Origin of the sequence: Halothiobacillus sp. DCM-1 (assembly GCF_045689735.1) — a bacterium.
GTDB lineage: Bacteria > Pseudomonadota > Gammaproteobacteria > Halothiobacillales > Halothiobacillaceae > Halothiobacillus.
The window spans coordinates 1,610,068-1,634,098 of record NZ_CP142685.1 but is presented as its reverse complement, the minus strand read 5'-3'; the positions used below and the strand labels follow the sequence as shown (position 1 = coordinate 1,634,098).

The 24,031-nt window shown below is 62.5% G+C and carries 19 protein-coding genes; 4 read left to right on the top strand and 15 right to left on the bottom strand.

The annotated features are described in order from the left end of the window. Window positions 1-13: 13 nt before the first annotated feature. On the bottom strand, window positions 14-3,217 hold the full coding sequence (locus VOI35_RS07580) for an EAL domain-containing protein (protein ID WP_407275457.1): 3,204 nt from the start codon (window positions 3,215-3,217) through the stop codon (window positions 14-16). 174 nt (window positions 3,218-3,391) lie between these two features. Between VOI35_RS07580 and VOI35_RS07575 the strand changes: the two genes are divergently transcribed. Then, on the top strand, window positions 3,392-4,126 hold the full coding sequence (locus VOI35_RS07575; RefSeq protein ID WP_407275456.1) for a ThiF family adenylyltransferase: 735 nt from the start codon (window positions 3,392-3,394) through the stop codon (window positions 4,124-4,126). After that, window positions 4,123-4,620: a hypothetical protein gene (locus VOI35_RS07570; RefSeq protein ID WP_407275455.1), complete on the top strand. Its 498-nt coding sequence runs from the start codon at window positions 4,123-4,125 to the stop codon at window positions 4,618-4,620. The genes VOI35_RS07575 and VOI35_RS07570 overlap by 4 nt, the downstream gene beginning before the upstream one ends. Here VOI35_RS07570 and VOI35_RS07565 read toward each other — a convergent pair. The 4 genes from VOI35_RS07565 to VOI35_RS07550 form a co-directional block, all read right to left on the bottom strand. Continuing rightward, complete coding sequence (locus VOI35_RS07565) at window positions 4,611-4,973, bottom strand: helix-turn-helix domain-containing protein (RefSeq protein ID WP_407275454.1); 363 nt, start codon at window positions 4,971-4,973, stop codon at window positions 4,611-4,613. The genes VOI35_RS07570 and VOI35_RS07565 overlap by 10 nt on opposite strands. Further along, window positions 4,970-5,905, bottom strand: coding sequence for a tRNA dihydrouridine synthase DusB (gene dusB, locus VOI35_RS07560; RefSeq protein WP_407276815.1), 936 nt, complete (start codon window positions 5,903-5,905; stop codon window positions 4,970-4,972). The genes VOI35_RS07565 and dusB overlap by 4 nt, the downstream gene beginning before the upstream one ends. Before the next feature lie 80 nt (window positions 5,906-5,985). After that, window positions 5,986-6,936, bottom strand: coding sequence for a homoserine kinase (locus tag VOI35_RS07555; protein WP_407275453.1), 951 nt, complete (start codon window positions 6,934-6,936; stop codon window positions 5,986-5,988). A 73-nt stretch (window positions 6,937-7,009) separates the two neighbouring features. Then, a complete protein-coding gene (locus VOI35_RS07550) occupies window positions 7,010-7,729 on the bottom strand; it encodes a TIGR00730 family Rossman fold protein (protein WP_407275452.1) in 720 nt (239 codons plus the stop codon). A 115-nt stretch (window positions 7,730-7,844) separates the two neighbouring features. Here VOI35_RS07550 and polA point away from each other — a divergent pair, with 115 nt between their 5' ends. Further along, window positions 7,845-10,607 carry a DNA polymerase I gene (gene polA, locus VOI35_RS07545; protein ID WP_407275451.1) on the top strand — a complete coding sequence of 921 codons (2,763 nt, stop codon included), beginning with the start codon at window positions 7,845-7,847 and terminating at the stop codon, window positions 10,605-10,607. 167 nt (window positions 10,608-10,774) lie between these two features. Here the strand turns inward: polA and VOI35_RS07540 are convergent, their stop codons facing one another. The 4 genes from VOI35_RS07540 to VOI35_RS07525 all read right to left on the bottom strand — a co-directional run bounded on the left by VOI35_RS07540 (window position 10,775) and on the right by VOI35_RS07525 (window position 15,592). Continuing rightward, entirely contained in the window at window positions 10,775-13,312 is a 2,538-nt protein-coding gene (locus VOI35_RS07540; RefSeq protein WP_407275450.1) for an EAL domain-containing protein, read from the bottom strand. A 95-nt stretch (window positions 13,313-13,407) separates the two neighbouring features. Continuing rightward, window positions 13,408-13,848, bottom strand: coding sequence for an HIT domain-containing protein (locus VOI35_RS07535; RefSeq protein WP_407275449.1), 441 nt, complete (start codon window positions 13,846-13,848; stop codon window positions 13,408-13,410). After that, window positions 13,845-14,792 (bottom strand): OmpA family protein, encoded by a 948-nt coding sequence (locus tag VOI35_RS07530; protein WP_407275448.1) that lies wholly within the window; start codon window positions 14,790-14,792, stop codon window positions 13,845-13,847. Before VOI35_RS07530 ends, VOI35_RS07535 begins: the two co-directional genes overlap by 4 nt. 2 nt (window positions 14,793-14,794) lie before the next feature. Continuing rightward, window positions 14,795-15,592: a motility protein A gene (locus tag VOI35_RS07525; RefSeq protein ID WP_407275447.1), complete on the bottom strand. Its 798-nt coding sequence runs from the start codon at window positions 15,590-15,592 to the stop codon at window positions 14,795-14,797. Window positions 15,593-15,754: 162 nt separating this feature from the next. On the opposite strand from VOI35_RS07525, the gene VOI35_RS07520 reads away from it, so the two are divergent. Beyond that, window positions 15,755-16,537, top strand: coding sequence for a TatD family hydrolase (locus VOI35_RS07520; RefSeq protein WP_407275446.1), 783 nt, complete (start codon window positions 15,755-15,757; stop codon window positions 16,535-16,537). A 12-nt stretch (window positions 16,538-16,549) separates the two neighbouring features. Here the strand turns inward: VOI35_RS07520 and VOI35_RS07515 are convergent, their stop codons facing one another. From VOI35_RS07515 to VOI35_RS07490, 6 genes are all read right to left on the bottom strand, one after another. Next, window positions 16,550-19,375 (bottom strand): EAL domain-containing protein, encoded by a 2,826-nt coding sequence (locus tag VOI35_RS07515; protein WP_407275445.1) that lies wholly within the window; start codon window positions 19,373-19,375, stop codon window positions 16,550-16,552. 74 nt (window positions 19,376-19,449) lie between these two features. Beyond that, window positions 19,450-20,235 carry a GTP cyclohydrolase FolE2 gene (gene folE2, locus VOI35_RS07510; protein ID WP_407275444.1) on the bottom strand — a complete coding sequence of 262 codons (786 nt, stop codon included), beginning with the start codon at window positions 20,233-20,235 and terminating at the stop codon, window positions 19,450-19,452. A gap of 45 nt (window positions 20,236-20,280) precedes the next feature. Beyond that, entirely contained in the window at window positions 20,281-20,697 is a 417-nt protein-coding gene (gene queD, locus VOI35_RS07505) for a 6-carboxytetrahydropterin synthase QueD (RefSeq protein ID WP_407275443.1), read from the bottom strand. Beyond that, window positions 20,694-22,586: a 1-deoxy-D-xylulose-5-phosphate synthase gene (gene dxs, locus VOI35_RS07500; protein WP_407275442.1), complete on the bottom strand. Its 1,893-nt coding sequence runs from the start codon at window positions 22,584-22,586 to the stop codon at window positions 20,694-20,696. The genes queD and dxs overlap by 4 nt, the downstream gene beginning before the upstream one ends. A 212-nt stretch (window positions 22,587-22,798) precedes the next feature. After that, window positions 22,799-23,698 carry a polyprenyl synthetase family protein gene (locus VOI35_RS07495; RefSeq protein ID WP_407275441.1) on the bottom strand — a complete coding sequence of 300 codons (900 nt, stop codon included), beginning with the start codon at window positions 23,696-23,698 and terminating at the stop codon, window positions 22,799-22,801. After that, the gene (locus VOI35_RS07490) at window positions 23,695-23,958 is read right to left on the bottom strand and encodes an exodeoxyribonuclease VII small subunit (protein ID WP_407275440.1); all 264 of its coding nucleotides are present in this window, start codon (window positions 23,956-23,958) and stop codon (window positions 23,695-23,697) included. Before VOI35_RS07490 ends, VOI35_RS07495 begins: the two co-directional genes overlap by 4 nt. Window positions 23,959-24,031 lie beyond the last annotated feature (73 nt).

The following is a 24,031-nucleotide window of genomic DNA, read 5'->3' as shown; positions in this document are numbered from 1 at the left end:
GCGGCGGGGTCGGTCATGTTGCGGATGCCTCCGGTGGCGGGACTAGGGTGGCGAGCTGTTGCTGCACGGTGAGGAGCTGTTGATGGAAATCCTCATGCTGCGTCACCGGGCAGAGCCCGTGCAGGCGTCGGTGGGCGTGGTCGAGCGGGCTGCCGACCAGTCCCGCGGTGACAATGAACTGATGGACGGGGCAACGCTCGGCGGGGTCTTGCCCGGCTTGATCGTCTTCGGGCGCAGGCGTGAGCAGGGTGGGGAGATTGGTGACCATCCGCCAGTGGGCGGCGATGGCGCCCAGGGCGGTGCGGGGGCGGGTGGGGGCGGGGCAAGTGGGTTGCTGGCTCAGCCACTCGCCGATCCGCTCCGGCGACATCGGCCGCGCCAGCCCGAAGCCTTGGCCGTGGTCGGCACCGAGTAGTTGCAGCGCCTCGATCAGATCGGGCTGTTCCAGCCCTTCGGCAACGACCTGTAAATCCAGCGCGTGCGTCATGTGGATCAGGGCGCTGATGAATTTGATGATGCGTACCGGATCGGTGTAGATCGAGCGCACCAGCACCTGATCGATCTTGACGGTGTCGAACGGCAGATTGTTGAGTCGGATCAGGCCACTATAGCCCGCGCCCAGATCATCCATGGCGAGGCTGATCCCCAGGGCTTTCAGGGCGTGCATCTGTTCGACCGCCTGATCCAGGGCATGAATCTCCTGCTGTTCGAGCAGTTCGAGCGTGAGCCGATGCGGGGCGATGCCATACCGTTGCAGGGTGTTGGTCACCCAGTGGACACAGTGAGGATCGGTCAAGGCTTCAATCGGCAGATTGAGCGACAGGCTCAAAGCGGGCAGACCCTGCTGATCCCAGCGAGCCAACTGCGCCAGACCGGCCGCCAGACCCTGGATGAACAATTGCGTGATTTGCTCCTCATTGAGCCGGGGAATGAAGGCGCCGGGGGGGATGATGCGGCCATCATCCAGCCGCAGCCGCGCGAGCGCCTCGACTTTTTCCAGCCGCCCCGAGCCGAGGTTGCAAATGGGTTGGTAATCGAAATAAATGCCTTGATGGTAAAACGCATGGCGCCAGTGGGCGACTTCCTGCACCGAGACATTGACGGTGGGCGGGTGTCGGAAGCGTTGCCAGGTTTGGCTGACGATCAGCCCGACCTGCTGGAAAAACGCCTGACGCAGAGGGGATTCAAACATGCCGGGATACGCAGCGTAGACGCTTAGCACGGCCTTGGGGGTGCGTTCGGCATTGGTCAGGGGAATGGCAACTGAGCTGCGGATGCCGACTTCGGCCATCACTTCCCGCCAGGGCAGTCCTTCGTCACTCGTGCTGTAACTCGGAATGCTGATGAGTTTGCCTTGCTGGAAGGCACGGGCGGTGGCGCCTCGCGTGCGATCTTCCTGGGGGTCGATGCTCGGCAGCCGGGAGGCGCCGAATTTTCGCTGCATCGCTTCGATCAGTGGCTCCATGCCGCTGTTGAAATTGACGATGAACACGCCCTGGGGGTCGGGTGCACCGATCCAGCCGCCGACGATGCCGGGGCATTGTTTGAGGAGATCGAGGGTGCGTTCATTGAATTCGGCCCAGGAGAGATCCGTGCTGGACAGCGCATCGATGGCCACCAGCGCCTGTTGAAAGTCCTCGCTGATGTCGTGCTCGGCTTCCAGTTCTTCGGCCAGCTCGACCGAGAGCCGTTCAGTCAGGATCAGTTCGAGTTTGTTCAGTTCCTGCATGCTCAGGCGGAAGCGCGCCAGCAGATCGTCGAACTGATGCAGATAAATCGTGATGGCGCGCACCAGGCTGCTGGCGGATACCCCGATCAGGGCGTGGATTTTGCCGACTCGCCGGGCATTCTCCCGGTGTTCGGCTTCGGTGAGTTCGGGGGCGAGCAGTTCCAGCAAATGCTGCTTTTGCCGACTGACCAAGTGCGTGTATTCCGCCGGCGAGAGCCAGCGCACGATGGCCGCCGAGGCCGGGTCGGTGGCGACGAGTTCGTGGTAGAAATAGTCCACGAAGGATTCCACCAGCGCCGGAATTTCTGCTTGGAAGGTTTGCAGTAACACCGCTGCACCGTGGCCGTAGGGCTGGATGCGCGGCGTATCGGGTTCTTCTTTCAGGATTTCGCCGGTTTGTTCGTTCCAGAAGCACCAGGGGTTTTTGCGGGTTTGCTTGTGGCCTTTGCACACATACAGCGCGGCATCGGCGTGCCGGATGAGTTGATCGGGTTCGGCATCGTCGGACGGGAACAGCGTGATGCCCATGCTCACGCGCACAATCGCTGTTTGCTTGGAAAGATCGAAAGGCTGGGTGATGACTTCGACCAGGCGGGTCAACAATTTGCTCAAATGTTTTTTCCGCTCGATGCCCTCGATCAGCAGAATGAATTCATCCCCGCCCTGACGCACGGCCAGATCGCCATCCCGCAGGGTGTCTTTCAATCGTTGGCCGAGGGTTTTGAGCAACCCATCCCCAGCGGCATGCCCCCAGCGGTCGTTGATCGGTTTGAAATCATCGAGATCGAGCATCACCACCGCCAGCATCGTGTTGCCCCGCCGGGCGCGCGCCATCGCCTTGGGCAGTTCCTCATCCAGAAAACGGCGGTTGGCCAGCCCGGTCAGCGCATCGTGATAAGCGAGGTAGGCCGTGCGTTCATGTTCGCGGTTGAGCTGCTGTTGCAGATCCAGCTGGTTCAGGGTATGGCTGATCAGCTCACCCAGATGGCACAGGGCATCGATGATCAGGGGTTCCAGGACTTCGTAATGCACGACCACCAGGCTGAGCACCGCCCAAGGGCAGTCTGGTCGATGCAGCGGAATGAAAAGCTGGCTGGCCGTTTGCCCGGCAGGAACCCAGGGGAGCCAGGGCGTGATCCAGGGCGATTCCTCGGCGGGAATCACCCGGGTGATGTCCTGACATTGCGCTTGATTGGTCTGTTCAAACAGCACGGCGCGCATCGTCGCATCGAGGGCGCGCAGTTGGGTTTCGGTATCGGCACCCGCCGCCAGAATTTTGAGTGATTGCTGCTGGGGGTCGGTTTGCGCCACCCAGACGGCAACAAACAGGCCGGAGGAGAGCAAATGCGTGCAGATGCCGTCCAGTAGCGTCTGTTCATCGGTCGGCGCAATCAACAGATCGATCTGCCCCAGCAGCGCCTGCAATAGGGCACGCTTGCGTTCGAGGCGTTCTTCAGTGGTTAGCGGGTGGGTAAGGGCTTGGGTCACGGCAGACGCTGCGCTCGGTCGCGGGGGAATCTGCGCCAGCTTAGTCAAGCGACGGCATAAAATCCATGCCTTAAATCCCTGCCTTTCGCACGGCGTTCCACCTGACCGCTGGCGCCGTGTCGTGCGATGCGCCGGACTCGGGGTAGGATACCGGCGTAAACCCGGAGAAATAGAATGACCGAATGCTGGAATGAGCGCACACAATTACTGCTGGGCGAGGACGGGCTGGCACGCCTCGCCCAGGCGCGGGTGCTGGTGGCCGGTTTGGGCGGCGTCGGCGGCGCCTGTGCCGAATCGCTGGTGCGTGCGGGGATCGGCACGGTGTGGCTGCTCGATCACGATGTCTTTGGTGCCTCGAACCTCAACCGGCAGCTCCTGGCGACCGAGGCGGTTTTGGGGCGCGCCAAGGCGGCGGTGGCTGCCGAGCGGCTCGCCTCGCTCGGAACTGGCGCCGCGCTGATCCCCTTGCCGATCTTCCTCGCCGAATCGGCCGTGGCGGGTCTGCTCGATGAGCTGGCGCCGGATGCCGTGGCCGATTGCATCGACACGGTTGGTGTGAAGGCAGAACTGTTGATGCAGGCGCGCGCGCGCGGCATCGCGACCATGACGGCGCTCGGCGCGGGTAACCGGCTGGATGCCGGGGCGGTGCGCCTTGGCCGGCTGGATCAGGTGCAGGGCTGTGGTTTGGGCCGCGCCCTGCGCACCCGCATCAAACGCGCGGGCGTGCCACGGGATTTTCCGGTGGTCTATTCCACGGAATTGCCGGTGAAAAAGCCCGCACCGCATGTGCCGAACGAATCGGGCATCCGCCCACGCGCCATCAACGGCACCATCAGCTATCTGCCGAATATCTTTGGGCACATGGTGGCCGGTGAATTGATCCGTCGGCTGCTCCGGGAGACGCCATGAACTGGGAGCTGGCGTCGTACATCGTCACCGTGATCGGTCTGCCCTTCGCGATCGCCGTGTTTTTGTATGACCAGCGCCGTGAACGGGAAAACGAAGACGAGGCGATTTGGCAGGATTTATCTGAGGCCTATATCGATTTCCTTAAAGTCGTGCTTGAGCACCCGGATCTTCAGTTGCGCAGCCAGCAGGCGACCCCGGCGTTGAGTGCCGAACAGCAGGAACGGCTGCTGGTGATTTTCGATATGTTGATTTCGCTGTTCGAGCGCGCGTATCTCTTGAGTTACGAGCCGGACATGGACGAAAAACACCAGCGGCGCTGGCATTCCTGGGAGGATTACATGCGCGAATGGTGCCGACGGGAGGACTTCCGTACCCGATTGCCGGAATTACTGCGCGGTGAAGACCCGGATTTTGCGGCCTATATTCGCCGGCTGGCTGCGGAGGAGGCCGCGGATGAACCAGCCGGGCGATCCACTGAGCCGGATCAGTCCTGATCGTCCGCCAGTAGCCCGTGCTGTTTGAGCTTTTTGCGCAGGGTGCTGCGGTTGATGCCGAGGCATTCTGCGGCCTTGGATTGATTTTGCCCGCAGCGCGCCATCGCGGTTTGCAGCAACGGGCGCTCGACCTGATTGATGACCAGATCGTACAAATCCTTGGGGTGATCGCCTTCCAGTGCTTCCCAGAGTGCGTCGAGCGCGCCGCGCACGGCCTGTTGCACGGGGTTGTCGCCGTGTGGGTCGTGGGCATTGAGGCACAGCCAGCGGCCATTGGCGAGCGGCAATTCCGCAGAGGCGGCCTCGGCGGTTTCCGGGGTGGCAGACGGTTGACGAAGCGATGAGGGTTTCACAGGGGCATCCGGCAGTGTGCGTGCGGGCTGGCGTGCCGTGTCAGCCAGTCGCGTTGTTCGGCGGCACTGGTCAGGGTGTTGAACACGGCGCGGTCAGCCTCGGTTGATCCAAGTTGCGGAGCATACCAGCCGAGGTGTTTGCGTGCGATACGCATTCCCAATGATTCGCCGTAATGTTGATAGATGTTTTCAATCTGCTGGCGGAGCAGGTCGAAGCGTTCGGCGACGGTGGGCGGGGGCGGCGCGGTCTGGCCGGTGAGCAGCGCGCGCAGTTCGGCAAACAACCACGGGCGGCCAAAGGCGCCCCGGCCGATCATCACGCCCGCCGCGCCGGTGTGTTCGAGCACCGCGCGGGCGCGGGCAACCTCAGTGATGTCCCCATTGGCGAAAATCGGGATGGGGACAGCCGCGACGACCTCGGCGATGGTGTCGTATTCGGCCTCGCCGGTGTATTGATCGGCGCGGCTGCGGCCATGAATACTGATGAGCTGGACGCCCGCATCGACGGCGCGCCGGGCGATTTCCACGGCATTTTTCTGCGCGCGTGTGGGGCCGGTGCGCATTTTGAGGGTGACCGGACAATCGACGGCGGCGACCAGCGCCCGCAGGAGCTGTTCGACCAGCACCGGCTCGGCCATCAGCGCGGAACCCGCCGCTTTCTTGCAGACTTTCTTGGCTGGGCAGCCCAGGTTCAGATCGATGAGCTGCGCGCCCTGAGCGACGGCCTGGCGGGCGGCCTGAGCGAGCTCGTTGGGATCGTTCCCCAGCAGTTGCACCGCACGCGGTTCGGGATCGGTGGCGTCGATTTGCCGACGGCGAGATTTGGCGCTGTCTTGCAATTCGGGCTTGCTGCTGACCATTTCGGTGATGACCAACCCGGCGCCGAACGCGCGGCAAACCTGGCGGAAGGGGCGATCGGAGACGCCCGCCATCGGCGCGAGCGCGAGCGGTGGGTCGATCCGCAGCGGGATACCGTTGCGCCCCGTCAGCGTAATGGCCGGGCGCTGTGCCGTCATGCGAGCCAGCGGCGACACTCGGCCTCGCCCGCGCGGTGGTGCTGGAGTAATTCCAGGAACACGCGCGGGTCTTTGCGGAAGGTCATCTCGCCCGCGCGCGGAAAGAGCCAGTCTTTTTGTCGGGAGAGCCAGAACCGCAGGGCGGCCGAGCGCAGTAGCAGCGGCCAGGCGTCCCGTTCATCGGCGGTGAGGGGCCGTTCTTGCTGGTAGCCAGCGAGCAGAGCCTGGGCACGCACCGGATCGATGCGGTGGTCATCCGTCCGGCACCAGTCGTTGACGGTGACGGCGAGGTCGTAGCCTAAGGCGTCGTTACAGGCGTAGTACCAGTCGATGATGCCGGTGAGTTGATCGCCGTCGAACAGCGCGTTGTCGCAGAACAGATCGGCGTGGATCGCACCTTGCGGCAAATGCGTGCGCGGGGCGGCGGTTTGCGCGGCGAGTTCGGCCGCCATCAAATCGGCCTCTTCGGCGGGGAGATGGCCGGACAGGGTGGCCGCGACATCGCATGCCCAGGGCAGGGCGCGATCGGGTGGCCGATAGCCGGAGAATGCCGGGCTGACCCGATGCGCCCGCCCCAGGATGCGGCCGAGAGCCTGGCACTGCGCCGGGCTGGGCTGGTCGATGGATTGCCCCCGCAAGCGCTGCACCAGCGCGGCGGGTTTGCCGTTCAGGGTGTTGAGATAGCTGCCATTGGCGGCGCACAGGGGATGTGCGGTGGGAATGTCGTGCTCGGCAAAAAATGCCATCAGATCAAGGAAGTAATGCAGTTCTTCCGCCCGGTGGTGTTCAAACAGGGTGAGCACCAGCGCCTGGCGATCGGTGGTGACGAAGTAGTTGGTGTTCTCGATGCCGGCGGCGATGCCCGCATGACTGTGCAGCGTGCCCGCGTCATATTGCGTCAAAAAGGCGCGGAGCTCAGGTTCGTGAACAGGAGTGAAAACCGACATGCGGGCAGTTCCAGGGCGATGATCCAGCGATGAGGCGGGCAGGGTAGGCGAAAACGCGGGCTTTGAACAGCACTCACAGATCCAGCAGTTTGCGCTGTTCTTCGGCGGTCGCCCGCAGATCGCGGTTGCGGTAGAAATCAAAAATGTGATCCACCACGGCTTGCGGCTCATCGCAGACGGTAAATAAATTCATATCGCCGGGGCTGATGGTACCGGCAGCGATCAGGGTCTGTTCGAACCAGTCGAGCAGGCCGCGCCAGAAGTTGCTGCCGACCAGGATGATCGGAATGCGGCGGGATTTGCCGGTTTGTACTAGGGTGAGGATCTCGGCCATCTCATCGAGGGTGCCAAAGCCGCCGGGCATGACGACATAGGCCGAGGCATGCTTGACGAACATGACTTTCCGCGCGAAAAAGTGTTGAAAATGCAGGGAAATATCCTGATACGGATTATCGTGCTGTTCGTGCGGCAGGGTGATGTTCAGCCCCACACTGGGCGCGCCGCCGTCTTTGGCCCCCTTGTTGGCCGCTTCCATGATGCCGGGGCCGCCGCCGGAGATGACCGCGAAGCCGCCATTGGACAGCAGGCGGGCGATTTCGACCGTGCGCAGATAATCCGGATGATCCGGCGCGAAGCGGGCGGAACCGAAGATGGTGACCGCGGGTTCGATGCTGGCGAGCGTTTCATAGCCTTGGACGAACTCGGCCATGATCTGGAAAATTTTCCAGGATTCGTGGCTCAGCCGTTCGTTTTTGTCGATGCGGGGCGGGTGGTTGGGCAGGCTCGGGCTCATGAAAGGCAGGCTCGAAAAGTAATGAAAAATTTCCGCGCGGTCTTGTGGCCGCAGGCGTTCGGCGCGCGACCGGCTTATAGTAACGCACCCCCCGTAATTTTCTGATGGCTCGCCGATGACAGATTCTCTTCCTGCTGCTGATGTTGCCCCGCTGATTCTGGTCGATGGCAGTTCGTTCCTGTTTCGCGCCTTCCATGCCCTGCCGCCGTTGACCGCGCCCGATGGTCGGCCAACTGGCGCCATCCACGGCGTCATCAATATGCTGCTGCGCTTGCGCCGCGAACAGCAGCCGACGCGCATGGCAGTCGTTTTCGATGCCAAGGGGCCGACCTTCCGTGAGACGCTGTATCCCGCCTACAAGGCGAACCGCCCTCCGCTGCCGGATGACTTGCGCGTGCAGATCGAGCCGGTGCATGCCCTGGTACGCGCCTTGGGCTTCCCTTTGCTTTGTGAGGCGGGCGTGGAGGCGGACGATGTGATTGGCACGCTCATGGCGCAGGCGCGTGCCCGTGGCTGGCCGGTCTGGGTGGCGACGGCAGACAAGGATTTTGCCCAGCTCGTGACCGATGGCGTCACCCTCGTGAACACCATGAGCAATACGATGCTCGATGCCGCCGGGGTGAAAGAGAAATATGGGGTGCGGCCGGATCAGTTCATCGACTATCTCACCCTGGTCGGTGATGCCGTGGACAATGTGCCGGGGGTGCCGGGCTGCGGGCCGAAAACGGCGGCGAAATGGCTGAATCAATGGGGTTCTCTGGATGCGCTGCTGGCGCACGCGGCGGAGATTCCCGGCAAAATCGGGGAATCGCTGCGCGCGGCGCAGGCGTTCTTGCCGCTGGGGCGCGATCTTGTGACCATCCGGACCGATTGCGCGCTGCCGGTGGGGCTGGATGCCTTGCAGTTGCAGGCACCCGATGCGACGGCGGTGACGGCGCTGGCCACCGAATTCGGCCTGAACACGCTGCGACGCCAGTTTGCCGAGGCCGAGACACCGGCGGTGCCGGCCGGGCACCCGCCCCGTGCCGCAGAACCGTCGCCCCCGGCGCAGGGCGCGTTGGCCTTGTCCGACCCGGCGCAATACACCACCGTGTTGACCGAGGCGGCGTGGCAATCCTGGCGGGAAGCGCTCGAACAGGCACCGATCGCGGCCTTTGATACGGAAACCGACAGCCTCGATCTGTTCGCCGGGCGGATTGTCGGCATCTCACTCGCCGTGCCGGGTCGGGGCGCTGCCTATGTGCCGTTCGATTTTCCTGAAGCGGCAAGCACGCCGCATTTATCGGCGGAGGCGGTGCTGCGGGATCTCAAGCCCTGGCTGGAGAACCCGGCCGCGCCGAAAGTGCTGCAAAATGCCAAATTCGATAGCCATATGTTGGCCAATCAGGGCATGACGCTCGCCGGGTCGATTTTCGACACCATGCTGGAATCCTATGTGCTCGATGCCACGGCAACCCGGCACGATATGGATGCACTCGCCGCCCGTTATCTCAATCGACAGACGATCTCGTTCGAATCCATTGCCGGCAAGGGCGCTGCGATGCGCCGCTTCCCCGAGATTCCGCTGGCCGAAGCCGTTCCTTATGCGGCTGAAGATGCGGAAGTCACCCTGCAACTGCACGAAACCCTTTGGCCAAGGCTCGTGGCGCAGCCGGATCTGCAGCAGGTATATCAGACCATCGAACAGCCGTTGATTCCGGTTTTGGTGGCGATGGAGCGCGCCGGGGTGCGGGTCGATGCCGAGGAACTTGCCCGGCAGGGCGGGGTACTGGCCGAGCGGATTGCCGCGCTGGCCGCTGAAGCGCAGGCGATTGCGGGACGGGCATTCAATCTGGGGTCGCCGAAGCAAATCAAGGAATTGCTGTTCGATGAACTGGGTCTGCCGGTCAGCCGCAAAACGCCGAAAGGCGAGCCCTCGACGGATGAAGAAGCGCTGCAGGAATTGACCGACGCCCATCCGCTGCCCGGCCTGATTCTCGCCTGGCGCAGCCTGAGCAAGCTCACCTCGACCTACATCGACCGCTTGCCGCAGGAAATCCACCCGCAAACCGGCCGGGTGCACAGCGCGTTTCATCAGGCGGTGACGGCGACGGGGCGACTGTCCTCCAGTCAGCCGAATTTGCAGAACATCCCGATCCGCAGCGAAGAGGGGCGGAGGATTCGCCAGGCGTTCGTAGCCGAGCCCGATCATCAACTGGTGGCGGCCGATTATTCCCAGATCGAACTGCGGATCATGGCGCATTTATCGGGCGATGCCCGGCTGTGCGCCGCCTTTGCCGCCGGGGAGGACATTCACCGCGCGACCGCCGCCGAGGTGTTTGCGGTGGCCGAAGACGCAGTGACGGCGGATCAACGCCGCGCGGCCAAGGCGATCAATTTCGGCCTGATCTATGGCATGTCGGCGTTTGGGCTGGCAAGGCAGCTCGGGGTGGGTCGGGGCGAAGCGCAAGACTACATCGACCGCTATTTCGCCCGCTATCCCGGAGTGGCCGCCTATATGGAGGCCATGCGGCATCAGGCGCGCGCGCAGGGATTCGTGCGCACCGTGTTCGGTCGCCGCCTCTATCTGCCGGACATTGCCAGCCGCAATGCCGCCCGCCGCCAGTATGCCGAACGCACCGCCATCAACGCGCCGATGCAGGGCACGGCAGCCGACATCATCAAGCGCGCCATGATTCGGCTGCACGCGGAATTGGTGCTACCCGCACGGGCGCGGATGATCCTACAGGTGCACGATGAACTGGTGTTCGAAGTGCCCGAAGGCCGCCTGGATGAGGTGTTGCCCGTGATTGAAACGGGGATGCGGGAAGCGGCTACTTTGGCCGTGCCGCTGGAAGTAGGCATTGGCGTGGGCGCGAATTGGGCCGCCGCGCATTGATTCTGGCGCGTATTCTGTGGTTCTCGTGGATTCGGTTTTCGGGCGCGCGCTGATCCAGTCCGCGCGAGACTTCAACCGGTTGCCGGGGGCAGGGATGCCGCGGCGCGACCGGCGAAGTTGGTTGTCAATATGCGTTTTCTGATGCGCGTTTTCTGATTCGGGTTGTCTCAGGGCACCTCATAGGCATGAGGTTCGCCATTCATGAACAGCCCTTCCCAGTAATCCTCGTTTTGTGGCGGGTCGAACACGAAGCCCTGAATATCCATCCGGGTATCAAAGCGTTTGAGTTGGATGAGCTGTTCCGGGCGTTCCACCCCTTCGACGACGATATCGAGTTCGAGTGATTTGGCCATCGCCAAGATGGAGGCGACGAGCTTGCAGGACTCTTTGTCATCGGTGATGAGATCGACAAATTTCTTGTCGATCTTGATTTTCGAGATCGGCAGTTGACTAAGGTAAGCAAGCGAGGAGTAGCCGGTGCCGAAGTCGTCAATCGCGATGCTGAAGCCTTGCATGGCGAGCTTTTTCAGTTGGGATGTCATGAGCGCCGGGTCATTGCCGAAACTGGATTCCGTGATTTCCAGGGTGATGGTGGAGAGCGGCAGGCCGCTGGGTTTGGCGATCGCGGCCAGGCGCTGGTCGATTTTATCCACCAGCAAGAGCCGGGGCGGCAAATTGACGGAGAGGTGGAAGGTTTGCTCGGTCTGGCGTTGCCATTCGCGCACGCGTTTTGCCCCTTCGCTCAGCGCCCATTCGGTGTAGCGCACGATCAGATCGGTTTCCTCGGCCAGGGGGATGAACTCGCCCGGGGTGATCCATTCGCCACCGTGGCGCCAGCGCATCAACACCTCAAAGCCGCTGATTTGTCCATTAGCGAGCGCGACCTGTGGCTGGTAGGCGAGGCGGAGCTCCCGGTTGCCCAAGGCTTTTTCCAGCGCCTGTTGCAGCATGAACCGGCGGCGCGCCTGGTTTTGCACCTTGGCGCCGTGGACATACAGCTGATTGCCGCCTTCGGCCTTGGCGGTGGAGAGGGCGATTTCGTTGGTTTTGAGCAAGTCCTCGATGTTGTCTCCATCGAGCGGATAGGTGCTGATGCCGCCGCTGGCCTTGAGGGCAATATGGTAGCTATTGAGGCTCAGGGTTTCCCGAATCGCTTGAAGCGCGGCTTCGGCGACTTGACGCGTATCTTCCACGGCGTCGCTGCGGGGGACGACATAGAATGCGAATTCATCCCCGCCGACGCGCGCCAGGGTGGCTTCGTTGCCGACGACCGCAAGGAGGCGCTGACCCACTTCGTACAGAATCCGGTCGCCGTCGCGATGCCCCAGGGCGTCGTTGACGGCGCGGAAGCTGTCGAGCCCGATCAGCACGATGCCCAGCGCCTGCCGTGGGTTGGCTTCGAGCCGGCGATTGCCTTCCGCGACGAAGTAGTGCCGATTGAACAAGGTGGTGACCGTGTCCTGCTCGGCCAGGAATTTCATCTCCTGTTCGCGGCGGCGCATCTCGGTGTGATCGTTCAATACGAAAATTACATGCCCCTTGCCTTCCCGTGGCTCACCGACCCGCTTGATCGATACTTGGGCGACGATCGGGGTGGCGCGTTCCGGAGTGAAACTCACTTCGCCCAGCCAATAGCCCTGTTCGAGAACCTGCTGCCAGAGTGGGGCGATGACTGCGGAATCGACGCCCAGCAGAGTTTCGAGCAGCGGGCGGCTGGCCAGTTGTTTGTCATTTTGTTTGAGCAGGGTTTGCGCGGCGGTATTGGCGCGGGTGACATGGCCGCTGATGTCGGTCAGCAGCACCGCTTCCTGCACATTGTCGAAGACGGAGGCAGAGAGTTGCAGTTGTTTTTCCGCCCGGCGGCGCTGCATCGTCTCGTCGTCGTGTTTTTTGAGAATGGCTTTGAGCTGTTCCCGTGAATCGGACAGCGTGATCAGCGTGGTGCGGAATTGCTGGACGGCGCGCGCCAGCCGGCCAATCTGGTCGGCACGCTTTTGCTGCGGCAGGGCGGCGGTGGCTTCACCTTCGATCAGGCGGTCGGTCACATTCGCCAGTTGCCGGAGTTGGTGATTGAGCAGCCAGAAGGCCGTTGCCATCAAGGCGAATTGCAGCACGATGAAGATGATCAGCAGCGTGAGGTATTGGTGGCTCGTGCTTTCCGTCGTGCCGCGCAGCATGCCCAGCGTCGTTTCCAGGCTGCGATTGGCCGCATTGATGAGGGCGCCGAATCCTTGAACCATGATCTGGCTGCGTTGCTGGCGCAGTTCGTTCTGTAACAGGGCGACCTCATTCGGTGCCGCATTGGCCGCACGGGCGGCGGCCGTGATGAGCGTTTGCGCCTGTTGATCGATTTGTTTGGCGAGCGCGGTGGCATCGCCGCCCAGACTGTCACGCAGGCCGTTGAGGCCGGCATCGTTGCGGATGGCCGCGGCCAGTTGTTGCAGGGCGAGTGCCTGGTCGCGCACATCGATGCGTTCGCCATTACCGAACCGGTTGCTGATGGCTTCGATTTCGTTGCTGCTGCGGGCGAAGCTTTGTCTCAAGCTTTCAATCGATTTGCTGGCTTCGACAAATCCGGCCGTGGCGCGCGACAGGCTTTGATAATTACTGGTGGCCAGGCTGTTGAGATAAAACACCAGACCGATCGACAGGGCAATTTGTAGCCCGAGAAACAGGATGAATTGCAGGGGCAGTGAGATGCGCATGAGCCAAAGTCCTTATGGATTCAATACGAGGGCGGTGGGTGACCACGCTGTCATTTGATCTGGCCGGTGCCCAAACCGGAGCCTGCGCGACAGCGTCAAGAGTGTGCGGCAGAAGGCTGACGGAGTAAAGCGGCAAGTGCGTGCGCCTCGGCCAACCGTTTCAGCGCCGAATAGGGGCGGCGCGTGCCGAATCCCCAGACCACACCGGGCCAGGCTTCATCGTGGATATAGCGCACGACGCAATGAATATGTAGCTGTGGCACGAGGTTGCCAATCACGCCGTGATTCAGTCGATCGGGCAGATAGCGGGTTTGCAGCGCTGCATTGACTCGGGCAATTTCGTCGAGGAGGTCATGCTGCAGCGTGAGCGGGATGTCCGTCCATTGGCTGAGATTCGGGTGGCGCGGGATCAGGATGACCCAGGGAAACCGGCAGTCATCCAGCAACCGCACCGAGCAGACCGGCAGGTCGATGATGGGGATGGAGTCCTTGAGCAGGGTGGGATGCAGTGTCCAGGGCGCGGTTGCAGTCGTCATGGCTTGGCTCCGTTGAGGAGTTCCGGGGGCAGTTGCAGTTCAATATCGACCCGGCGGTTTTCTGCCCTGCCTTGCGCGGTGTCATTGGGGGCGATCGGTTGGGTATCGGCCAGCCCGACGGCAGAGAGCCGGTTCGCGGCGACGCCCTGCGCGATGAGTTGCTGGACGACGGCGGCCGCGCGGGCCGCGGAAAGCTCCCAGTTGGAAGGAAACTGCGCCGTGTGGATGGGTTTATCGTCGGTATGACCCTGCACCGCGATGGGGTAATCCCCGGATTGCAGCCGGGTGGCGAGCTGGTCGATGACCCGGGCACCGGCGGGCGAGAGGGTGGCATCGCCCGAGGTGAACAGGATGTTGTCCTTCACGCGCAGGTTGATGCGCCCTTTGACCACGGAAACATCCACGGCATTCCCCAGCCCGGAAAACAGTGCGCGGGCATTGGGGCTGAGGGTGTCCGACGGCGGCAGGGGCGCCAACGGTGCAGGCGGGTTGGCGGTGGGTTCAGCCGGTGTGTGCGGCGGGTGGGTATCGGCGGAGCCGATCAGGGCATTACCGGCCTGCGGAATCTTGCCCTGGGAAGGCGTCTGCCCTGGGGTGGGCGAGGCGCTCGGTGCCGGCCCCAGCGTGGTGTGCAGGGTTTGATCGACGGGGGCGGCTTCGTGCGTGCTACCACTGCTACTGGGCAGCGGTTCCTGCGTGGACTTGCTTTGATAGGCGTAGGCGGCGAGCAGCACAAACATGGTCAGCAGCAGGGTCATCAAATCGACCATGGTGATGAGCCAGAAGGATTGATCATCTTCGATCAGCTTGCTGTCATCTTCCCAGCCTTCGTGCCAGGGGCGTGTCTGGGCCTGTTGTTGGGCGACCCGAGACATTTCCGCCTGAATCGCTTCGATGGCGGCGGTTTCTTCGGCAGTGCCTATCGGGGGGGGCGGGGTGGCCATGCTCAGCGACCAGCGCGTTTGCGTTGGGTGTCTTCACGCAGCTCGTCCTCGCTTTGTGCGAGGAAAGATTGCAGCGTTTCACGGATGAAGGCCGGGGAGCGTTGCTGCTGCATCAGCATCACGCCTTCAACCATCATGTTCATGACCATCACCCGTTGTTCGGTACGCCGCTCCAGCTTAAGCGCGATGGGCTTGAAAATCATGTTGGACAGCAGAATGCCATACAGTGTCGTCACTAGCGCCAGCGCCATATTGGCGCCAATCGCGGCGAAGTGCGCGGCATCCATCGCGTGCAGCATATTGATCAGCCCGAGCAGGGTGCCGAGCATGCCGAAGGCGGGCGCGAAGGCCGCCATGGTGCGGAAAATCTGTGCTTCGGCGCGTTCGCGGGCGCGCATGCGGCCGATGCGCCATTGCAGCAGAGTGGTAATGTCATCGGTGCTGGCGCCATCGAGCACCATCTGCACGCCGGTCCGCAAAAATGGGTTTTTGATGCCGGAGAGTTTTTCATCGGCGCGGTTGATTTGCCCTTGAAACTTGAGCTTGGCGACTTCGACGAGCTCGATAATGTCGCGTTCGGCGTACAACCGTTCGTTGCGCAGGACAATGGTAAACACCTGGAATACGCGCACGACTTCGTGCAACGGATAACTGATCAGGGTGGCGGCCACGGTGCCCCCCAGCACCAACAACAGGCTGGGGAGATTGAAATAATCCCCGACATGGTTCGACGACAGAAAAATGGCGCCGATCACCAGCCCAAAGCCACCAACGATGCCAATCAGGGTTGTAGGATTCAACGGTTGTGCTCCTGATTCCGAGCCTCCACGAAGGGGCTTCAATGAGTTGCCAATGTATAGGCCATGAACGAATACGCCATGATTACGCCATGAGTCGGCAGAATACCGAAATAATTGAGTGCCCATCGAGGCAAACGCGCCGGGCAGATCGGAGATTGGCCGATGATTGATACCCACTGTCACCTCGATGCGCTGTTGGCGCGTTGTCCCGCCGCGCCCGCGCGCTGGCTGGCCGCCGGGGTTCACGCCGTCATCACGATGGGCACGCACCCCGATCAATGGTCGGCCGCCGAAGCGGCGGCGCAATCCGCGCACGCGGTGGGCAGTCGGGTCGGACTGGCGCTGGGGGTGCATCCCTGGTGGGTCGAGCAGGTGGCGGCGGCGGAGATTCCGACTCGCCTGACGGCGGCGATTGCGGCGGCGAGTCTGCCGGTGGTAGCGATCGGCGAGATCGGGCTGGATGCCGTGCATGCGCCGGCGACCCTGCCCGCGCAGCAGGCGTTATTGGCCGGTCAATTGGCGGTGGCCGAGGCGCTGCGTTTGCCGGTGGTGTTGCATGAACGCAAGACGGCGGATTTGTTGAGTGTTGCGTTGCGGCGGCATCCCGGTCTGACCGGCGTGGTGCATGGCTTTACCGGCTCGCGCCAGCAAGCGGAGCGATTGATCGAGGCGGGGTTCTGCCTTGGGGTGGGTGCGGCGCTGACCCATCCGCGCGCGAACCGGCTGCGGTCGATGTTGGCAGCTTTGCCGGTCGAGGCGTTGTTGCTGGAATCCGATGCGCCGTTTCAGCCGGGCGCTGCGCATTTGGGCGCGGTGAATGAGCCGGCCTTTCTGCCGGAAACCCTACGGGCACTGGCTGCGCTGCGGGGGCTGGCACCCGATTCGCTGGCGGCCACGCTCGATGCCAATGCCCGCCGGGTGTTTGGCCCAGTCTGCGCGGGTTGAGCCAGCGCGGCCTTAGAGCACATGTGGGTGTTGATCTAGCCAGCGCAAAAAGTCCGCTTCCGTCAAGGGTTTGCTGAACAGATACCCCTGAAAACTCTGTGCCCCCATGCGGATGAGCGTTTGGCATTGCTGTTCGGTTTCCACCCCTTCGGCCACCACGGTCAGCGCCATGTGTTCGGCGATGGCATACATGCTTTCGATCAGGGGGTGGTGGTTTTTTTGCTGCAATTCATCGATGAAAGATTTGTCGATCTTGAGCTGATCGAGCGGCAAATCCTTGAGATAGGCCAGTGACGAGTAGCCGGTGCCGAAGTCGTCCAGCGAAATCCGCAGCCCCAGGTCGCGGAGGGTGTGCAACCGGTCGATGGCTTCCTGCGGGTTTTGCAGGAGCATTGACTCCGTGATTTCGAGCATGATCCAGCGCGGGTCGATGCCGTGCGTTCGCAAAATGCTGTGTACTTTCCCGACAAACGAGACATCGGCGAGTTGCCACGCGCTGACATTGATGGCGAGGTGACCGAAAAAGGGAACCTGTTGGTTCAGCCAGGCGGCCAGTGTTCGGCATGCGGTATCGAATACCCACAGCCCGATGGGATGGATCAGGCCAGATTCTTCGGCCAGCGGAATGAATTCTGTGGGCGCAATGTTGCCGAGCACCGGATGCTGCCAGCGCAGGAGCACCTCGGCGCCCAGAAATTGACCCGCGGCATTGACCTGGGGTTGGTAAACCAGATGAAACTCGGCCCGGTCGAGTGCCGGACGCAAGCCTTCTTCGAGAGACAGGCGGCGCTCGACGGCGGTTTGCAGCGCGGGAACATACGGCTGAACATTGTTCCGCCCGAGGTTCTTGGCCTGATACAACGCCAGTTCTACTTGGCTGAGCACGGTGTTGGCGTCGGTCGTTTCCGGGGTGATGACGATAAACCCCAAGCTGGCATTCACCGAGAATTGCCGCGCTTGCGTCTGTAGCGGAGTACTCAACAGATTCAGAATCTGCTGGCAGAGCTGCGCGGCATCGCGTTCAGCGGTATTGAAATCCGGTGCCTTGGGTGGGATGAACAGAGCAAATTCATCACCGCCCACCCGGCTCAACAGGATATGCGGGGGCAACAGGGTTTGCAGTTGTGCGGTGAGCGCCTGCAGCAGCGTGTCGCCCGCATCATGGCCGAGCGCCTCATTGATGAGCTTGAAGTGATCGAGATCCATCAGGATGAGCGCGCCATAGTGTGTGCTGGTCTCGGTGGTTTGCAGCGCGGCAGTCAGCCGTTCACGCAGGCAGGCGCGGTTACACAGCCCCGTGAGTTCATCCTGGTAGGCGAGCGCCCGGATGTGCCGGTCGGCAGCCTGCCGCTGCAATTCCGCGCTGGCGCGCGCGGCGAAGATGGACAGCAATTCGGTATTGAGTGGTTTGGTATCGAGCGGTTGATGGTGGAGCAGCACCAGATATCCGACGCGCTGCTGGCGGTGGTCATTGAGCAGCACCACTTGGAGATGGGCGAATCCTAACGGTGCCAGGGCGTCGACCCAATGGGGATCATCCTCCAGACGCTGAAGCTCGTTGCCGGGCGGCGGTTCGATGGTGGGGATGCGTTCGGGCAGCCCGGTTGGCAAGGGGTCGATGCCGGCATGCGCCAACCAGTGCAGCCGGGTGTGATCCCAATGGGCAATGAGCACGGCGGGCACGCGAAACACTTCGCTCATGTGCCGCGCCATCTGTTCAAAGAAAGCATCATCGCTGGACGAGGCAACCGAGGCCGCGATCCGGTGAATGGCCAGTTCCATCTGCTTTTGTGCGCTGATATTTTCGTGCACGAGCAGAATATGGCTGAGATGACCGGCATCGTCCCGGATCGGGCTGATTTTGGTATGGATCCAGACGGTCGTCGGAGCATGACCGGTGTCCCAGGGGCGCGCGGGCACATCAACCGTTTCGCCGCGCAGGGCGCGTTCAATATAGGGTATCAGCCCCTGCCGCAGAACATAATGGTCGCGCTGAATCGGGCCGGCGACAAAATCATTGGCGATCATCCCCCGCAGTCGCTGCCAGGCGGGGTTGCACAGAACCAGCATACCGGTAGCATCCACGAGCTGAATGCCATAAGGCGATTGTTCGACCAGGGCGCGAAACCGTTGTTCGGATCGTTGCAGTTCGTGCCGGCTGGAAATCGACAACGACAGGCTCATCACCAGCACCATGCCCAAAAAGCCGAGTGGGCCGGGGAGTGGCCAATCCAGCCAGCCCAGACGAATGCTGATGCCCAGCCCGGTGGCGACCAGGGAAAGGAGTAATCCGAAGATGAGCCCAATCGTTAACCACCGCGGCTTAGCGCGGTAGTGTTGAACGAGTGCCGCCAAGGAAAGGAGGTAATCTGCCAGAATGACGGCAATCGCGGCATAACCCCAGGGGTTCTGGCTGCCGGACAACTGGGCGACGCGCTCGCCCCAGGGCAGGGTGGCGTAGGTTAGACGATCGGCCGTGCCGTACTGCAGCGTATGGGGTTCCCACCAGTTAAGGAAGATAAAGAGCAGCAGCAGCCCGCTGATGACCGGCTGCCAGAGGGCGCGGTAGCCGGTTTGATAACGGATGAACCACGGCAACAAGACCGCAAATAACAGCGCGGCGGTGATATTCAGCCGCAGGGCGAGGAGGTAGTCCTCGATGCTGCTGGACTGAATCATCCAGGCCTGGAATATCGACAAGGGCACCACGAGCAGAATCATCACGGCAAAGAGGCTTTGCTGTGGCGCTTTTTTTGTTAGGTTGCTCGCGGCGTGGTGCAGAGCGACGAAACTCATCAGCCCGGCCGCAAAGAACAACACGAATAATTCCAGAGGCATGGTCGTTTCCCTGACCCTCACACCGTTGTGGTGTGTCCATCTTACGCCGGTTTGTGCTGGCGCGGGTGGGTTGGTTACAGCCGGTCGATGATCGCCCAGGCCGAGTGGTTATGGATGGATTCGAAATTTTCGACGGTGACCCGATAGCCGTTGAGTTCCGGACTCTCGGCCAGGGTGCCGGCCACATCGCGAATCATGTCTTCGACAAATTTGGGGTGATCGAAGGCGTATTCGGTGATGAATTTTTCATCGGGCCGTTTGAGCAGCCCCCACAACTGACAGGAGCCTTGCGCTTCGATGCGGGCGATCAGCGCGTCGATGCGCAGCGTCGGGTCGGCCACGCGCGCGGTCACCGTGATGTGCGAGCGTTGGTTATGGGCGCCATAGGCGGAAATTTCCTTGGAGCAGGGGCAGAGGCTCGTCACCGGCACGGTCAGTTCAATCCGGGTTTCCACCCCGGTTGGCGTGAGGTGGCCGATCAATCCCAGCTGGTAATCCATCAACGCCTGCTGGCCGGAAACCGGCGCGGCTTTATTGACGAAATAGGGCAGGCGAAAGGTAACGGCCGCCTGGGTGGCGTGCAGGCGTTCGGCCATGCGTTCGAGCCATTGCGGCAGGCTGGCGAGCGAGAGCGTCAGCGGTGAGGTTTCATTGAGCAGTGCCACAAAGCGCGACATGTGGGTGCCTTTCTGCTCGGCGGGCAGGGTGACGGTGAGTTCACACTCGGCCACGCTGGCCTGTTGGCGCTCACCGTCCTGAATGACGATCGGGTGACGCAGGGCGCGAATGCCGACTTGATCGATGATGATATTGCGTTGGTCGCGGCTGGATTGCACATCGGGCATGGCGCAAGCGGTCATGGGCGAAATTCCTGAAGTAGGGCTGTATTGAGTGTAGCGAAGCGGTCAAGCGCGGTAGGTGACCGCGGAGACTTCATTTTCCCAAATGGTGATGGCACTGACCCGCGCCTGCTCGGTATTGAGCGCCTGACTGAGTTCGAGGAAAAACCAGACGGCGATGTGTTCGGCGGTGGGGTTCAGGGTATCGAACGGCGGGATCTCGTTGAGATAGTAATGATCCAGCGTTTTGGCCGCCGCGCGCGCGGCGGCTTTGATGGCTTTGAAGTCGAGCACCATGCCGACGCTATCGAGCCGTTGTCCACTGACTTCGACGATCACTTTCCAGTTGTGCCCGTGCAGGCGGGCACAGTTGCCCTCGTAGCCGAACAGCCGGTGCGCGGCGGCGAAATCGACCGAAACGGTCAGCGCGAAATGCGCGGGACGGGCGAGCTGCTGGGTGATCATGTCGGCGGTGAGGGTCATCGGGGCGCAACCTGACGGAGTAATTCCGTCATCGTATGGGTTAACTGCACGGTTTCAAGCCCACAGTCTGCAAGGCATTGTTCGCGGCTGCCGTGCTCGATGAACCGATCGGGGATGGCGAACCGTCGAACCGGCCGGAAAATCCCTTGCAGCGCCGCTTCGGCAATGAGGGTGGCGCCAATGCCGCCGAGGGCGCTGCCCTCTTCGACCACCAGCCAGGCGGCGTGGCTGGTCATGAGCGGCAGTAAGGCGGGCCAGTCGATGGGTTTGGCCCAGCGCAAATCGACGACGGTCGCGGGCAGATGTTCCGCCGCGTGCAGCGCAAGGCTGACCGGCGCACCCAGGGCGATGACGAGCAGACTCTGGGCGGTGGTCTCGGCACGCTGGCGCACCCGCAGCCCGAAGGGGTGATCCGGCGGTTCACCGCCGAGATCCTCCGGGCATTCGCCGCGCGGATAACGCACCAGGGCGGGGCCGGGGAGCGCGTAGGCGGTATCGAGCAGGGTGATGAGTTCGCGCCGGTCGCTGGGGGCGGCGATGGCCAGATTCGGCACGGCCTGGCCGAAGGCGAGATCGAAGCTGCCCGCGTGCGTGGCGCCATCGGGACCGACTTGCCCGGCGCGATCGACCGCGAACAGTACGGGCAGGTTTTGCAGGGCGATGTCGTGAATCAGTTGATCCCAGGCGCGCTGCAGAAAGGTGGAGTAAATCGCCACGATGGGATGCAGTCCTTCGGCCGCCAGTCCGCCAGCGAAGGTGACGGCATGCTGTTCGGCAATGCCGACATCAAAGCAGCGCGCTGGGTGGCGGGCGGCAAATCGAGCCAGCCCCGAGCCTTCGATCATCGCCGGGGTGATGACCGCCAGCTCCGGGCGATGCGCCTGGCGTTCCAGCCAGTCGGCGAATGTCTGCGTCCAGCTCTGCCCCTGGGGGGGGATCGGCTGGGGCTCGATTTTCGGATCAAACTTGCCGACGCCGTGGAACCGGATCGGATCGAGCTCGGCGGGATTGAAGCCCCGACCTTTCTGGGTGATGACATGCAGCAGGCGCGGACCCGATTGCTGCTTGAGGTTATCCAGCGTGTCGAGCAGGACGGGCAGATCGTGCCCGTCGATGGGGCCGAAATAGCTAAACCCGAGCTCTTCGAACAGACTGGTGACGCCGAGCAGGTGTTTGACGCCATCGCGCAACCCCATGCGGGTGCTGCCCAAAATCTCGCCCAAGGGGCCGGTGTGGGCGAGCAGCGACTGACCGCCATCGCGCAGGCGGCTGATGACGGGATTGCTGCGCAGCCGGGTGAGGTGTTGTTGCAGGGCACCGACATTGCGCGAAATGCTCATGTCGTTGTCATTGAGCACCACCAGCAGATCGGACTTGAGTTCGCCCGCGTGATTCAGTGCCTCAAAGGCTTGCCCGGCGGTGAGCGCGCCATCGCCAATCACGGCGATGCTGTGGCGTTTGATTCCAGCCAGCTGGGCGGCCACGGCCATGCCGAGTGCGGCGCTGATCGAGGTGCTGGAGTGTCCGGCACCGAAGGGATCGAACGGGCTTTCCGCGCGACGGGTAAAGCCACTGATGCCATTGCGTTGGCGCAGGGTCGGCATGGCCGCGCGGCGGCCGGTGAGGATTTTGTGCGCATAGGCCTGGTGGCCGACATCCCAGACGAGCCGGTCTTCCGGTGTATTGAAGACGGTGTGCAGGGCGATGGTCAGTTCAACGACACCGAGATTGGGGGCGAGATGCCCCCCCGTGTCGGCCACCCGTTGAATGAGTTCTGCACGGAGCGCTTGCGCCAGTTGGGGCAAAACGCGCCGGGGCAGGCGCCGCAAGTCGGCGGGGCTGTGAATTTGATCGAGCCAGAGGGTGGTGTCAGGGGGCAATGTCGGCATGATCAGGGTACCTAGAAAAACCTGCTGAACGCGAAGCTGGCGCTAGCCCGCAGTTCGATAGCTGTGTCGCGTGCTCGTTAACGCGGAGCTGGCGCAAGCCCGCGCCTCGCCTATCTACTTGATATGTCTCGTTGCTCACTGCGCGGCTCCTTGCTCTCGAACTTGCTAACGCGAAGCTGGCGTCAGCCCGCAACGGTTTTTCGAGGTGCCCATCAGTGGGTCCGGTGGGCAACGAACGCGGCGAGCGCGCGCAGCGGATCGGCGGCCGCGCCCAGTGCGTCGAGTGCGGCGGTGGCGGCGGTCAGACAGTCGTCCCGCTCTGCCTCAGCGCGTGTCAATCCGAGCAGGGTGACATAAGAACATTTATCCGCCGCCGCATCTTTGCCGGGGGTTTTGCCGAGCCGGTCGGCGGTGCCGGTGGCGTCGAGGATGTCGTCCTGAATCTGGAAGGCGAGCCCCAGCGGGGCAATGAAAGCGAGGAGTTCATCGAGCCGAGCATTGCCCGCCGCCCGTGCGCCCAGGCGGACGGCGGTTTCGAGCAAGGCGCCGGTTTTGAGCCGGTGCAGCGCGCGCAGATGTTCCAAACTATCGAAACGGTTGGCGTTGAGGTCGATATGCTGGCCAAACACCATGCGGTTGGCGCCTTGGGCGAGATCGCGGATCCAGTCCAGGCGAACCGGCTCGTGCGCATCACAGCGGGCGAGCAGTTCAATGCTCAGGGTTTGCAGGGCATCTCCGGTGAGAATGGCGGTTGCCTCGTCGAATGCGCGATGCAGGGTCGGCTTGCCCCGGCGCAGGTCATCGTTATCCATACTCGGCAAATCGTCGTGAATCAGCGAGTAGCTATGGATGAGTTCGAGCGCGATGGCCGCAGGCCAAATGGGGGCGAAAAACGCCGAATCCGGCGCGGGCAGGGGCTGATCTTGGCTCAAGGCGTAGCTCAAGGCGACTAGCATCGGGCGTAGGCGTTTGCCGCCATTGCCTACGCCGTAGTGGATTGCTTCGGCCAGACGGGCGGGGGCTTCGGCAAGCAGCGGATCGAGCGCCTGGCGAGCCTTCGTATCAAACAGCGGGCGAAAATCCGCCTGCCATTGGGTGAACGCGTCAGTCACGGGCGGTCTTCATCGGCACCGTGCGGTTCTTGCGCCAGTGCGTTGATCCGGGTCTCGGCGGCATTCAATGCCTCCGTGCACTGGCGGGCGAGAAGGATGCCGCGTTCATAGTCCTGCAGTGCCTGTTCCAGGCGCAAATCACCCTGTTCCATCCGTTGCACGATGCGTTCGAGTTCTTCCAGGTTCTGCTCGAATTGGGTGATGGTCTCGGGCGTGCCGGCCTGGCGCTGTTCGGCTAAGGGCGGGTTTTGACGGGACATGCGCAAATCTGCCAGATGAAGGAAAGCGAAATTATACCCCGGTGCGCCCAGTTTGCCGGGTTTACTCTGCGCT